The 14,263-nt window shown below is 38.3% G+C and carries 14 protein-coding genes; all 14 read left to right on the forward strand.

Translation table 11 applies throughout. From position 1 onward, the window contains the following. The 14 genes from mtnP (at position 1) to K9L86_01775 (ending at position 14,232) form a co-directional block, all read left to right on the forward strand. Positions 1-864 (forward strand): S-methyl-5'-thioadenosine phosphorylase, encoded by an 864-nt coding sequence (mtnP, locus tag K9L86_01710; GenBank protein ID MCF7907577.1) that lies wholly within the window; start codon positions 1-3, stop codon positions 862-864. Positions 865-866: 2 nt separating this feature from the next. Further along, positions 867-1,766 (forward strand): sugar kinase, encoded by a 900-nt coding sequence (locus K9L86_01715; GenBank protein ID MCF7907578.1) that lies wholly within the window; start codon positions 867-869, stop codon positions 1,764-1,766. Further along, positions 1,767-4,514, forward strand: coding sequence for an isoleucine--tRNA ligase (ileS, locus tag K9L86_01720; protein MCF7907579.1), 2,748 nt, complete (start codon positions 1,767-1,769; stop codon positions 4,512-4,514). Between the two features lie 2 nt (positions 4,515-4,516). After that, the gene (locus tag K9L86_01725; protein MCF7907580.1) at positions 4,517-4,975 is read left to right on the forward strand and encodes a TraR/DksA C4-type zinc finger protein; all 459 of its coding nucleotides are present in this window, start codon (positions 4,517-4,519) and stop codon (positions 4,973-4,975) included. After that, on the forward strand, positions 4,939-5,418 hold the full coding sequence (gene lspA / locus K9L86_01730; protein ID MCF7907581.1) for a signal peptidase II: 480 nt from the start codon (positions 4,939-4,941) through the stop codon (positions 5,416-5,418). The genes K9L86_01725 and lspA overlap by 37 nt, the downstream gene beginning before the upstream one ends. A gap of 33 nt (positions 5,419-5,451) precedes the next feature. Then, complete coding sequence (locus tag K9L86_01735; protein ID MCF7907582.1) at positions 5,452-6,342, forward strand: RluA family pseudouridine synthase; 891 nt, start codon at positions 5,452-5,454, stop codon at positions 6,340-6,342. A 31-nt stretch (positions 6,343-6,373) separates the two neighbouring features. After that, positions 6,374-7,663, forward strand: a complete 1,290-nt coding sequence (aroA, locus tag K9L86_01740) for a 3-phosphoshikimate 1-carboxyvinyltransferase (GenBank protein ID MCF7907583.1) — start codon at positions 6,374-6,376, stop codon at positions 7,661-7,663. Continuing rightward, positions 7,663-8,289 carry a fumarylacetoacetate hydrolase family protein gene (locus K9L86_01745; GenBank protein MCF7907584.1) on the forward strand — a complete coding sequence of 209 codons (627 nt, stop codon included), beginning with the start codon at positions 7,663-7,665 and terminating at the stop codon, positions 8,287-8,289. Before aroA ends, K9L86_01745 begins: the two co-directional genes overlap by 1 nt. Positions 8,290-8,300: 11 nt before the next feature. Then, positions 8,301-8,717: a secondary thiamine-phosphate synthase enzyme YjbQ gene (locus K9L86_01750; GenBank protein MCF7907585.1), complete on the forward strand. Its 417-nt coding sequence runs from the start codon at positions 8,301-8,303 to the stop codon at positions 8,715-8,717. Between the two features lie 93 nt (positions 8,718-8,810). Next, on the forward strand, positions 8,811-9,869 hold the full coding sequence (locus K9L86_01755) for a hypothetical protein (protein ID MCF7907586.1): 1,059 nt from the start codon (positions 8,811-8,813) through the stop codon (positions 9,867-9,869). A gap of 59 nt (positions 9,870-9,928) precedes the next feature. Next, complete coding sequence (locus K9L86_01760; protein MCF7907587.1) at positions 9,929-10,933, forward strand: hypothetical protein; 1,005 nt, start codon at positions 9,929-9,931, stop codon at positions 10,931-10,933. A 213-nt stretch (positions 10,934-11,146) separates the two neighbouring features. After that, positions 11,147-13,417 (forward strand): CHASE2 domain-containing protein, encoded by a 2,271-nt coding sequence (locus K9L86_01765; protein MCF7907588.1) that lies wholly within the window; start codon positions 11,147-11,149, stop codon positions 13,415-13,417. A gap of 183 nt (positions 13,418-13,600) precedes the next feature. Continuing rightward, on the forward strand, positions 13,601-13,786 hold the full coding sequence (locus K9L86_01770; protein MCF7907589.1) for a MerR family transcriptional regulator: 186 nt from the start codon (positions 13,601-13,603) through the stop codon (positions 13,784-13,786). Beyond that, positions 13,783-14,232, forward strand: a complete 450-nt coding sequence (locus tag K9L86_01775; GenBank protein MCF7907590.1) for a hypothetical protein — start codon at positions 13,783-13,785, stop codon at positions 14,230-14,232. Before K9L86_01770 ends, K9L86_01775 begins: the two co-directional genes overlap by 4 nt. Positions 14,233-14,263 lie beyond the last annotated feature (31 nt).

Genomic DNA, 14,263 nt, shown 5'->3' on the forward strand with positions numbered 1-14,263 from the left:
ATAATGTCAAAGATAGGTGTTATCGGTGGAAGTGGGCTTTATGAACTAGAGGGAATAAAAAAAATTGATCAAATTGAGTTGGCAACTCCTTTTGGTCCAACATCAGCCCCATTTGTTATCGCTGAATTAGAAGGCAGTGAAGTGGTGTTTTTGCCGCGTCATGGGCAGCATCATCAGATAAGTCCCAGTTCGATTAACTATCGAGCAAATATTTATGGGATGAAAAAGCTTGGCGTCGAAAGAATTATTTCTGTTTCGGCCTGTGGATCTTTGAAAGAGGAGTTTAAACCTCTTGATTTTGTTATTTGCGATCAGTTTGTCGATAGAACTAACCAGGCTCGAAAATACACTTTTTTTGACCAAGGCTTGGTTGCTCATATTAGCTTTGCTCATCCTATTTGTAGTCATCTGGCTCAGGAGTTAAAAAAAGCTGCTCAAAAAGTAAAAGTCACCGCACATTGCGGCGGTACTTATCTTAATATGGAGGGGCCGCAATTTTCAACTTTAGCCGAGTCCAATCTTTATCGAAGTTGGGGTATGGATATAATTGGTATGACTAATATGGTTGAAGCTCGATTGAGCCGTGAGGCAGAAATTTGCTATGTGAGCCTAGCGGCGGTTACTGACTATGATTGTTGGCATCCGGATCATGACAGTGTTACTCTTGAGGTAATATTAAATAATTTAAAAGCTAACGTTGATAATTCTAAGAAGGTGTTACGTGAGTTTATCTTGCTTTTGGGTGAGCAAAGACCTTGCACTTGCGCTGGAGCTTTGCAATCTGCAATTATCACCAGAGGTGAATTTATTCCTGCGGAAACTAAAGAAAAATTAGATATTATTATCGGTAAATATATTAAGTAAAAATGAGTATTCTAGTTGGCGGAACAGTTGCTATTGATACGATAGTTACACCTTTTAGCCGGGCTGAAAGCGTTCTTGGCGGTTCGGCGACCTACGCTTCCTTGAGCGCAAGTTTTTTTTCACCAGTAAGTTTATCCGCTGCTGTGGGGACTGACTTTTCAAAAAAGCAGATTGCTGTTTTAAAAAGCAAAGCGATAGATTTGTCAGGTCTTGAAATTATACCGGGTGAGACATTCAAGTGGGGAGGAGAGTATGGCCAGAACTTTTCCGACCCAAAGACACTTTTTACTCAAATTAATGTACTTTCAGAATTCGACCCTCAGATACCTGAAAAATACAAAAAAAGTAAATATTTATTTTTAGCTAATATTTCTCCTGAAATTCAGATTAAGATTTTAAATCAGGTTAAAAAACCAAAGATAATTGCTTGCGATACGATGAATTATTGGATTGAAAATACACCCCAACAGCTTCTTAGGCTGCTTAAGAAAGTAGATATATCTTTTATCAATGAATCAGAAGCAAAGCAGCTTACTGGCCAGGGTAATTTGCTTAAAGCTGCCAGAAAAATACTTAAATTAGGCCCTAAGGTAGTAGTAATCAAGAAAGGTGAGCATGGGGTGATTTTGGTTTCCGAAAGCGATGTTTTTGCTGCCCCGGGTTTTTTGCTTGATTCGATAGTAGATCCCACCGGAGCCGGCGATACTTTTGCCGGTGGATTTATCGGCTACCTAGCTAATAAAAATAAATATGATAAGGTATCATTAAGGCAGGCAGCTGTCTGCGGAAGCGTTATGGCAACTTTTACTGTTGAAGATTTTAGTGTCCGGCGTCTGAGTTCTTTAACCGTACCTGAGATTAATAAAAGAATGAAAAAATTTAAAAAAATTACCTCATTTTAAATGAACTACAAAGATACACTTAATTTGCCTAAAACCGGTTTTTCAATGAAGGCCAATCTTGCTAAGCTTGAGCCGGAGATTCTTTCGGTTTGGCAAAAATTAGATATCTACTCCTACCTGCGCCAGGAACGCAAAGGCCAAGATAAATATATACTTCATGATGGGCCGCCTTATGCTAATGGATTAATTCATATTGGTCATGCCTTAAATAAAATTTTAAAAGATATTGTTATTAAATATAAAATTTTGCGTGGTTTTGATTGCCCATTTATCATTGGTTGGGATTGCCACGGCCTTCCGGTAGAGCATCAACTGTTTAAGGAGCTAAAGCTCACTAAGCACGATGTTAATATTGGTGATTTTAGGTTAAAAGCTAAAGATTACGCTTTAAAATTTGTCGAGCTTCAATCTGAAGATTTTAAACGTCTCGGTGTGTTTGCTGATTGGGATAATCCTTACCTTACTTTGGACCCTAATTATGAGCATTCGGTAATGAAATTGTTGGAAGAGTTAGTAGCTAAAGGTTATATCTATCGGGGAAGAAAACCAGTTAATTGGTGCGCTAGCTGTGAAACTGCCCTGGCTGAGGCTGAAGTTGAATATGCTGATAAGGAGTCAGACTCAACCTATCTCTTATTCGCGGTTGACGACGATAAAGGAATGCTTAAGGGTAAAGTCCAGGGGCCGGTTTATTTTTTAGTTTGGACAACTACCCCTTGGACACTTGTTTCGAATGTAGCTGTGGCGGTGCACCCAGAATTTAAGTATTCGCTTATTGAGCTTAATGGTAAAAGAGTATTCGTTGCCCAAGAGCTAATTCCAACTTTAGAGGGAAAGCTTAAGACAAAAGTTGAAATTTCGCAAACTTATACCGGTAAAGATTTGGAGGGTTTGGTTTTAGCTCATCCTTTTTTAAATAGGAATTCGAAAGTTGTCTTGGCTGATTTTGTTTCTTCAGAGGAAGGTAGTGGTTGTGTCCATATTGCTCCTGGTCATGGTCAAGAGGATTTCTCTCTGGTTAAGAAATATTCCTTAGAGGTAATCATGCCCTTGGATGATAAGGGGATTTTTCTTGAACCGGATCAATTTAAGGGTAAAAATATAAATCAAGCTTCTAGTGCAGTTTTAGAAATATTAGAGAGTAAGGGGTCTTTAGTTAAACATAACAGAATTAAGCATTCTTATCCGCATTGTTGGCGTTGCAAGCAACCGGTTATATTTAGAGCTACTTATCAGTGGTTCTTTAAGGTAGATCATCAAGATTTACGCAATAAGGCCTTAGCCGAGACTGAAAGAGTTAATTGGGTTCCTGAATCAGGCAAAGAGAGAATGAAAAGCATGCTCACTGTCCGACCTGATTGGTGTTTATCGCGTCAGCGACTTTGGGGGGTTCCGATTCCGGCTGTACGTTGCAGAAAGTGTCAAGAGGTGGTGCTTAGCGATAAGGTGATTGCTACGGTTGCTAAAGTTTTTAAAGAGAAAGGGTCTGATTCCTGGTTTAAACTATCGGCCGATAAGTTTATACCTAAGAATTTAACTTGTCCAAAGTGTAATAATAAAGATTTCGATAAAGAGTTTGATATTTTAGATGTTTGGTTTGAGTCTGGAGCAAGCTTTCTGGCGGTGCTTGAGAGGCTTAAGGAATTAAGGTTTCCGGCTGACCTATATTTAGAAGGAAGTGACCAGCATCGGGGTTGGTTTCAGGTGTCATTGATACCTTCGGTGGCCAAACAAAAACAAGCTCCGTTTAAGACAATTCTTACTCATGGTTTCGTCGTTGACGGTGAAGGAAAGAAGATGTCTAAGTCCTTGGGCAATGTTATTGCTCCGCAAAAGATTATAAAAGATTACGGAGCTGAGATTTTACGTCTTTGGACCGCCTATAGTGATTATAGCGAGGATGTTAAGATTTCACCGGAGATAATAAAGCAGTTAGTAGATATGTATCGAAAGGTTAGAAATACGATTCGTTTTATTTTGGGTAATATTGATGATTTTGATCTTAAGCGTGATAGCCTAGCCTATGATCAGTTGTTAGAGGTAGACAGGTATATGCTTTCACGTTCACTAAGTATTTTTAAGGAAGGGCTTAATAATTATGATCAGTTCCGATTTTATAAGGTTTGTCAGACAATATTTAACTTTTGTAATTTAGAGCTGAGCTCTTTTTATCTTGACATTCTTAAAGATAGACTATATACTTTCTCTCAAAATTCAAGGGAGCGTCGGAGCGCTCAATTTGTTCTTTATCATATTTTAGACCTTTTAATTAAGCTGATTGCGCCAATACTTTCTTTCACTGCTGAGGAAGTCTATTCAGCCTGGGGCAATAAGCTTGATAAGAAAGATTCTATTTTTTCGGCTCCAATCGATCTTAGCCATTATAAGGGCTGGCTTGATGAACCCTTAGAGGAGCGTTGGCAGAAAATAGCTTCTTTGCGGGTTAAGGTGCTTAAAGAAATTGAAGTTCAACGTGAGGCCGGTTTGGTCGGAAGTTCTCTTGAGGCTGAAGTCAAAATAGTTTGCCCAAAAGAAGATTATCAGGTTTATTATCAATCTCAGGATTTACTACGAGAAGTTTTTATTGTATCAGAAGTTAACTTAGAAGAAGGTATACCCTTAATCGAAGTAACTAAAGCTAAGGGTGATAAATGTCAGCGTTGTTGGAATTTTTCAACTAGTGTCGGTAAAGATTCAGATCATTCCACTATTTGCGAAAGGTGTTTGCGATCTCTAAAGGAGGATTAACAATGGCAAAAAAAGCAGTTAAAAAAACTAGCCCAGTGAAGAAAGCCAAAAAAACATCGGTTAAAAAAATAAAACGGCGTTTTCTTAAGAAAGAACTTGATTTTTATCGTGAACGATTACTAGATCTTAAAGATGATACTCTTAGGCAGATGCGGGAGATTTCTCAAGATACCCTGATGAAATCTCAGAAGGATATGTCTGGCGACATGTCCGGATATGGATTGCATATAGCTGATGCGGCTTCTGATAGCTATGAGCGCGATTTCAATCTTGGACTTGTCTCTACCGAGAGAAGAATTGTTATGGAGATAGACGAGGCTTTAAAGAGAGTGGCTGATGGCAGTTACGGAATTTGTTTAATTTCGGGAAAACCGATTAAAAAATCACGACTTAAAGCTATTCCTTATGCAAAACATACTAAAGAGTGTCAGGAGAAATTAGAAAAAGAAGGCAGTATTTGATTTATGGGGTAGTAGGCTTAACTGCCGGATTTATTTTTCTTGCCGACTTTATTATCAAAGTTTACCTGCGTGCTAATTTTGCTTACCAGTCGATCCCAGTATTTAAAAACATATTTCATATCACAGTTATTTTTAATACCGGAGCTGCTTTTGGTATTTTGAAGGATAACACTGCTCTGCTTACCTATCTAGGCATACTGTTTGTTGCTTTATTTATTTTTTTTATAAAGAAGGAAGAAAAGAAGAGCATTCTTTTCTTAATTGCCTGCGGTTTGATTTTAGGAGGAGCCCTATCTAATCTTTATGATAGAATATTTTTAGGTTTTGTCGTCGACTACATTGACTTACGTGTTTGGCCGGTATTTAACTTATCCGACTCAGCTATTAGTATTGGCGTATTAACTCTGTTAATTAGGTCTCTAAAGAAACCTTTAAAAGATTAGCCGAGTATTAAATCGTAAGTTAGGTTTATGAGAATGGATCGGAAAATAATAGTTACTAAGGAATTTGCCGGAAAACGTCTAGATAGGTTTTTAACCACTCAGATTAGTGAACTTTCTCGGACAAAGATAAGTAATTTAATTTCTAGTGGTAAGGTTTTTGTAGATGGTTTAAGTAGAAAGCCTAGCTTTTGTCTGCGTGAGACTCAGCAGGTGCGCATCAGCCTTGAAGAAGAAAAACAAACTTTAGTTGCTTATGATTTTCCGGTTAAGATTATCTACGATGATGATGATCTTATTGTTGTTGATAAGCCAACTGGTCTAGTTGTCCACCCGCCACAAAAAGGCTATGATAAGACTCTGGTTAATGCTTTAATTCATTTAGGTAAAGATTTAGCTGAGACTAGTGATTTGCGGCCGGGAGTTGTTCACCGCTTAGATAAAGAAACTAGTGGGGTAATGGTCTTAGTTAAAAACCAACAGAGCTATGAAAACTTAGTAGACCAATTTAAGTCGCGAAAAGTAAAAAAAGAATACCTTGCTTGGGTGTGGGGTAAAATCAAAAAAGATAAATTTAACATAGACCTGCCTTTGAGCCGTGATAGCAAAAATCGTCTCAAGATGAAAGTAAGTTTTTTGGCCTCAAAAAAAGCTTATACTAAAGCTGAAGTAGTTAAGAGATTGGAGGAGACAACTTGCTTGCGTCTTATGCCAATTACTGGGAGAATGCATCAGCTCAGGGTTCATCTTAAATTTTTAGGCTATCCGATTGTCGGCGATAAAAAGTATGGAGTTAAGGACAACTACCGAGAGCTGTTGTTGCATGCTTGTGTTTTGAGCTTTATTCATCCTAAGAGTAACAAATTACTGAAGTTTACTTCACCTATTCCCGAACGATTTTCTAGTTTTTCCAGAGAACATATTTGAGCTTTATTGAATCTGTGCTAAGATATAGAATATGAGCTACGATATCAAGCCTTTGTGCGGCATAAATAAAGAAATAGACATTCCGGCCGATAAATCTATATCCCACCGGGCAGTAATTATTTCCTCAATTTGCGAAGCTAGAACTAAGATCAAGAACTTTCTTAATTGTGAGGATACTAAAGCCACAATTGATTGTTTAAAAAAACTAGGCCTAAGAATAGAGCAAAAGGGTAGTGAAGTAATTGTTGATGGGGCAGGAAAATTTTTTCCGAAGCCAAAAAATCAGCCGTTAAAACTCAATGCTAATGAGTCTGGAACAACTATACGAATCTTGAGTGGTTTATTAGTGGGGCAGAAGTTTTCGGTTAAATTTGAAGCTGCCCCAGGGTTGAATCGGCGACCGATGACTAGGATAGTTGATCCTTTAACTAGGATGGGAGCCAAGATAGAGGGCGCTTGTCCGCCACTTTTAATATCACCGGTTAGTCAAGAATTAAAAGGTATAGAATATGAGTCACCAATCGCCAGCGCCCAAGTTAAGTCGGCAATTATCTTGGCATCTTTATTTGCTCAGGGGCAAACAAAGATTAAAGAGCCATATCAATCTCGAGATCACACTGAGAGAATGCTAGCTCTTTTTAAGGCAAATATTAAGATTGAAGCTGACCGAACTATTGTTTGCGGTAAGACAGATAAGCTAGAGACTCCTGGTGAAATTTTTATACCTTCTGATTTTTCGTCAGCTGCTTTTTTTATCGTTTTAGGTTTAATTCTCAAAAATTCCCAACTTTTGATTAAGAAGGTTAATATTAATCCTACTCGATCAGGATTGTTAAAGGTGTTAAAAAACCAGATGGGGGCAGATATCCAGATAGAAAATAAGAAAGAAGGCTATGAGCCGGTTGCTGATATTTTAGTTAAGAGCTCTGAGCTTAGGGCCACGAACATTAATTCTTCCCAAATACCTTCGATGATTGATGAAATTCCGATACTTTCGGTCGCTGCTAGTTTTGCTAAGGGCATTACGACGATTAAAGGTCTAGCCGAGTTAAGAGTTAAAGAGGCAGATAGGGTTGAGTCGATTCAGATGATGCTAAGCGCAGCCGGGGTAAAGACTAAACCTTTGAGTAGGGACGGAATTGAGATCACTGGCTCAGCATCGTTAACTCAAGCTACTTTTGATAGCTTTAACGATCACCGAATGGCTATGAGTTCAGTTATTTTAGGTTCTCTGATCGGTGGTTGCAAAATTAACGATATTAAATGTATTGATAAGTCTTTTCCTCAATTTATTTCTTTAATCAATTCGCTTCAAAAATAATGAAGATAACAAAAACTTCTTTTAATCCTAGTAAAATTATTCTGGCCGGCCTTAACTACCGTGATCATGCCAGAGAATTAAAAATGAAAATCCCCAAAGAACCGGTAATATTTTTTAAGGCTCCGACGGCTTTAATCGGCCATGGCGATAAAATTATTTACCCTAAAAATGTTAAGCGTTTAGACTATGAGGCTGAGTTAGCTTTAATAATTAAAAAGAAGGCCAAAGATGTTTCGGTCAAAGAAGCTAAAAAATATATACTAGGGTTTACCTGCCTTAATGACGTAACTGCTCGCGATTTGCAAAAGAAAGATGGACAGTGGGCCAGGGCTAAATCTTTTGATACTTTTTGTCCGATAGGGCCATGTCTAAAAACAGATTTGGATTTATCCAATTTAAGAATTCAAACTTATCTTAATGGAAAATTAAGGCAAGATTCTACCACTCAACAGCTTATTTTTTCGGTGGAATACCTAGTTTCTTTTATTTCTAAAATAATGACTCTTTATCCCGGAGATATTATTTCAACCGGAACTCCTCCCGGAGTAGGCAAAATGGAGCCTGGCGATCAAGTTGAGGTGGTTATCGAAGGGATTGGTAGATTAAGAAATAAGGTGTTTAATTAGGAGCGAGGTTTATGAAGGTCTGTACTGAGTACATTAAGCTTAATACAAAAAAGAAGATTGAATTTGTTAATATCACCGATACAGTTGAAGCTATTATCCAAAAGAGTCAAATAAAAGAGGGCTTGTGTTTAGTGAATACGATGCATATCACTGCTTCGGTTTTTATCAATGATGAGGAGGAGGGGTTAAAGGCAGATTTTAGGCAATGGCTGGAGGAGCTTGCTCCGGGAGATATCGATAAATATAAACATAATTTAACCGGGGAAGATAATGCCTATGCTCATCTTAGAAGAACGATTATGGGGCGTGAGGTTGTTGTAGCGATAACTGATGGTCGGTTAGATTTTGGGCCTTGGGAACAGATATTTTATGGCGAGTTTGATGGTTGCCGGCCGAAGAGGATTTTAGTGAAAATTCTGGGTCAATAAAATAGGGTATAGACTTTATTTATTAGGGATGATATACTTACCTAAAGTAGCAATATTGATATTCGAAGGAAAATTTAGATGCAAATAGGGGTTATGGATTTTAAAAATAGTAAAAAGACTTTTACTTTAATTGAAATCGTTATTATTATCGTTATTATCGCTGTCTTAGCGACCATAATGATTCCGGTTTATCTTAATACTATCGAAAAATCAAAGCGGACAGCTTGTGAAACAAATCAAAGAGTTCTCCTTGGAGCCTTAGAGTTGTACTCACTTGAGCATACAGTCTTACCGGCTTCCTTGAGTCAGTTGCCAGATAAGTATTACAAACAGGCCTGGGCAAAAGTTTTATCTGAGCCGGGAAGCTGGAAGGTAAGGTTGGCTTATGCGATTTCTGAGTTTAGTTTTCAGCAGTTAGCCTATGCGGCTAGTGATTGGTTGCATCAATACATCTCGCCGGCCGGACCAGTGTGTCCTTCTGATCGTACTCCGCCGCCGATGGACTATTCATATGGTTTAAGTTTTCAGTTTTTTGAAGCAACTGCATTTCAATTTAGAAATGCTAATCCTGATGATCTTGTAATTGCCGATAGCAATGATCCAATTTTTTGGCGTCCCGAACCTAGGCATAAAAGTTATGGTATTTTCGGTGCTAATAGATACGGTATTAGTATTACTCGAGGAAATAAAATTATTTATTATCCGATAAAAAATGGCCAAGGCGATGAAGATGCTGCCGAGGGTATGGGAGGAGAGACCAACCGTTCTGCGGTTAGCAAACATGAGTGTAAGGTTAAGCGTTGCGCTACTCTTTGGCAAACAGATGATTGGGGTAGCTGTGTTCTTAATTGTGAATCAGCGGGGCCTATTGAGGATGATGAAGGCGAAAATGTGAACGAAGGCGTGGATGAAGACCATTGCTTTATTGCCACAGCTGCCTATGGGACGGTAATGGCTCAAGATGTAAGAGTGCTTTCTGAGTTTCGTGATAAGTATCTTTTAAATAATAGTTTTGGGAAAAGGTTTGTAGGAGTTTACTATCGGCTTAGTCCACCAGCTGCAGACTACATACGAACTAGGCCGTATCTTAGGAGAGCTGTAAGGGCAATGCTGAAACCAGTGGTTTGGTTAGTAGGGCTCAGTCAAGAGTAATTTGTATTTTTAGGGGTGTATATTTGATAGGGGAGAGTATCTAGACATAAGGAGGAACTATGGATTTTAAAAAGGGTAAAAAAGTATTTACTTTAATTGAGATTGTAATTGTTGTTGTTATTGTCGCTGTTTTGGCGACTATAACGATCCCAACTTATTTTAATACTATCGAAAAATCAAAGCGGACAGCTTGCGAAACAAACCAACGAGTTCTCCTCGGAGCCTTAGAGATGTACTCACTTGAGCATACAGTTTTACCGGCTTCCTTGAGTCAGTTGCCAGATAAGTATTATAAGCAGGCTTGGGCAAAAGTTTTATCTGAGCCGGGAAGTTGGAAGGTAAGGTTGGCTTATGCGATTTCTGAGTTTAGTTTTCAGCAGTTAGCCTATGCGGCTAGTGATTGGTTACATCAATACATCTCGCCGGCCGGACCAGTGTGTCCTTCTGATCGCACTCCGCCGCCGATGGACTATTCATATGGTTTAAGTTTTCAGTTTGCTGGAGCAACTGCGTTTCAATTTAGAGATGCTAACTCGAAAGATATTGTGATTGCTGATAGTGATGACTCAATTTTTTGGCGCCCTGAACCCAGGCATAAAAGTTATAGCATTTTTGGTACCACCAACTATGCTACCAGCGTTACTCGAGGAAATGAAGTTGTCTATTATCCGATAAGAGATGGTCAAGGTGATGAAGATGTTGCCGAGGATATGGGAGGAGAGGCTGACCGTTCTGCGGTTAGTAAACATGAGTGTAAGGTTGACCATTGTGCCCATCTTTGGCAAACAGCTGGTTGGGATAGCTGTATTAGTAATTGCGAGCTAGAGGAACCCAATGCTAGTGAGTTTATAGAGCCTGATACTGGTCCTGCAGGCACTGATCTTCCTCCGGGTTCGATTGATCCTGCTCAGCAAAATAGCAGAGGTAACTGTAATTCCGCCTGTTCACATAATCGCAATGTTTGTAAACAAGCCTGTCCGAATAATCAGGGAGAATGTAGGAAGGCATGTGAAGATAGGCGCGATGAGTGTAGGAATACGTGTAATACTGAGCATCAGAATTAAGCCTTAGCAAACCTGGTGAGGCCGCGCCTAAGAAGGCTTTTAAATGGAAATCTGCGGTGCCTGAAAATTTCAGGATGTACCTTTAGATAAGATTAAAAAAATTTTACCTACCGACACGATAGCTTGCGGGTATAATTACTGTTTAACAGAGATGGTCTTATAAAGGTAAGCTGCAGTCATTAGTTACAGCAGCATTTAAATAGTTTAAATTTAGTGAATAAGAAAAACTACTCTTTATTTTTTGCAATCGCCTGCGTCTCGTTGTTTTTATTTATTTTTGGTGAAACATTACTTCCTCAAGTAGTTTCGTCATTTAATAAATTTTCCAGTCAGTTTTTCTACTATCTTAATCCCAAAGAAAACCTCGCCCAAGATATCGTAGTGGTTCAGATTGATGACTATTCACTTTCTGAGGTAAACAAAACTTGGCCCTTTCCGCGTTCTTTTTACGCTAAAGCTTTAAATATTTTAAATGAAGAAGGAGCTAAAGTTGTAGCTTTAGATATTGTCTTTCAGGGGAAAGGCCCCTCAGAAGAAGATGATCTATTGCTTAAGCAAGCCCTAGAGAATTTAAAGGGGAAAGCTATTCTAGCTTCATATTATAATCCTGATGGCGTTCTTGAGTCTTCAGAGTTATTCGGTGATTACGCTACGGTAACTTTCGTTGAAGCTATTGTTGGCAAGGACGGTTTAGCGAAAAGCTTAAGAGCCTTAATTCAGAGGGAATCTTTTTTTAAGTTTTGTTGGGCCATTGAAGCTGTCGCTAAATATAAAGGTGTTGTTCCTCACAAGCAGGCCGATACTATAGTTTTAGGTAAACAAGCCATACCTTTTGATTCGGGAGGAGTTTTTCCAATAAACTATTTACTTAAGCCTAAAGATTTTAATGTTGTCCCTTTTTATGATCTTCTTCAGCGCGACTATCCTGACAATTTTTTTAAAGGAAAAATAGTTTTAATCGGCTCTACTGCCGAGATAGTTCATGACATACTGCTGACCCCTTTAGAGAGAATGCCGGGGGTGTTTATTCAGGCTAATGGAATTGTCGGTATTCTTGAGGGTAAATATTTAGAGGTTGTTCATCCGGCCTTTACTTTGGCAATATTATTTATAACCTTGGGGTTAATTGCTTTGACTGTAGTTTCTTTCAGTTTATTAAGGAGTTTAGTTCTTTGTATCGGATATCTTTTGGGTCTTTTTTGGTTAACCATCGGGTTAAAGTTTTTAGGTTGGGACTTATCTTTCGGAGCGCTGGCCTTGTCAGTTTTAAGTTTTTTTGTTTTAGGTAATCTTTATAATTACTTTAGATTTATAGCGGTGCTTGCTAGGATAAAAACCTCGATGACCATAGACCCTTTTAGTAAATTATTTAGATTACGCTATTTTTATGAGCGGCTGAATCTTGAGGCTGGAAGTCTTCCCAGGAAAAAACTTCAAATAGTTATTGTAAGTTTAGAAGGGTTTGCTGAGGCCACGAAAGGAGGCAAATTTGAAAATTTGCAGAAGTTATGGGGAGGTATCAACTCAGTTCTTTTTGGAAACGGAGAGCTTTGGGCTCGTTGCAATCAGGAAGTTATAATTGGCGCAATGAATCAAAATTTAAATTTGAATAAATTAAAGAAAAGTTTAGATGTGATATTTTTTGAACATGAACTGCCAATTAAAGTGAAACTGGGCGTGTTTAAGCTTAAGGGCTCTTCAAATGTTCGGGATATAATTCCTTATGTGGTTAGTGAGCTCGCTAAGTATAAAGAGGACTTGCTTTTGCTTGATGATTCTCAACTTCCCAACTATAAGGTACAGAGATCCCAAGGCAATGATTTTATTACTTCATTGTATGCAGATTCCGAGATGAAGAATCAAGAACTTTTAGATGCGATTGAAAGGCGAACAGAGGAGGAAGCTAAGCGGCAAAAAACCTATTTACAAGTTATAACTTCTTTAGTTACTGCTCTTGAGTCAAAGGATCCCTATACTGAGGGACATTCTGAGAAGGTGGCTAGGTATGCTATTCTTTTGGCTGATGCCGCAGGGGTGTCCGCTGAAGAGAAGGCAAAAATAAAAACTGCATCCCTTTTACATGATTTAGGCAAAATCGGGATACCGGATAACGTTCTTCATAAAAAAGGAAAACTAACTCCTGAAGAATTTGCCTTTATAAAGGAGCATGAAGTTTTAAGTGCTAAGATACTGGAGCCTTTGGAAGAGTTTGCCGAGGTCATACCTTATATACTCCATCATCATGAGGATTACGATGGTTGTGGTTACCCTCATGGTCTAGCTGGAAATTTTATTCCTTTGGGAGCTAGAATTATTGCCATTGCTGATGTGTTTGATGCTTTGAGTACTGGTCGAGATTATCGCGATGCTCTTTCAGTTGAGCAAACAATGCAGATAATTAGAGATATGAAGGGCAAGCGTCTTGATCCAGAGTTAGTTGATATCTTCCTCAAGATCGTCGAAAAAGAATATCTTCATCGTTAAACCTACTAGATATAGTAGTAATTTCAAAATACCCCAAGATATAGAAAAATTACCTAAATTTATTAAAAATTACTCTTGACACCTTAATAGGTTCATTATACACTAAGATATATCTGAGTGTAGCAAACTATATCAAAGTGTATCAGATGGTACAAAAGAGGGTAAGGTTTAAAAGAGGAAGATATGGCTAGAAATCGTTACTTTACTGTTGAGGAGATTTCAAAAGAGTTAGGTATTTCTAAGCAGACGATAATCCGCTATGAATCTCGGGGAATTTTTCCTAAGGCTAAACGTAATCCGATAAATCGTTGGCGGCAATATACATTTAAAGATATTAAAAGTCTTAAAAGAATTTTAGGTGTTTCATGATTGGATATAAGAAAGTACCTATCTTTTTATATTTGTTTTTAATTGTAATTTTGTTTTTAGGATTTTGTTCTTTTGTTACTGAAGTGCGGGCAGAAGGTAATGATCAGGATGAGCAAGAGAAAGAAGATAATCCTTTTCTTAACCGAAAGCAAGAACTGCGGTACGAGGATGAACCTGAACGGACGCTAGGAGGCATGAACCTTTCGGCAATACTTTATTCCGGTGAGAGTTCACGCGCCATAGTTAATGGTTACATTGTAGAGATTGGTGATTTCCTTGATAATATGGAAGTAGTTGGGATAAAGTCGGAAAAAGTTGTATTTAAGGATTATTTGGGTAAAGAGTATGTACTTAAAATGGGAAGTGTTTTAACTGCTATCGACAATGATAGCAGTGATAGTAACAGTAGTGGCAGCGGCAGCGCCAACGGTATGCCGGCGCAGTAGCTACTGAAATATTCGGAGTAAATACTAAAGA

It is taken from the genome of Candidatus Omnitrophota bacterium (assembly GCA_021735655.1).
In the GTDB taxonomy this organism is placed as follows: Bacteria; Omnitrophota; Gorgyraeia; order Duberdicusellales; family 4484-171; genus JAHKAJ01.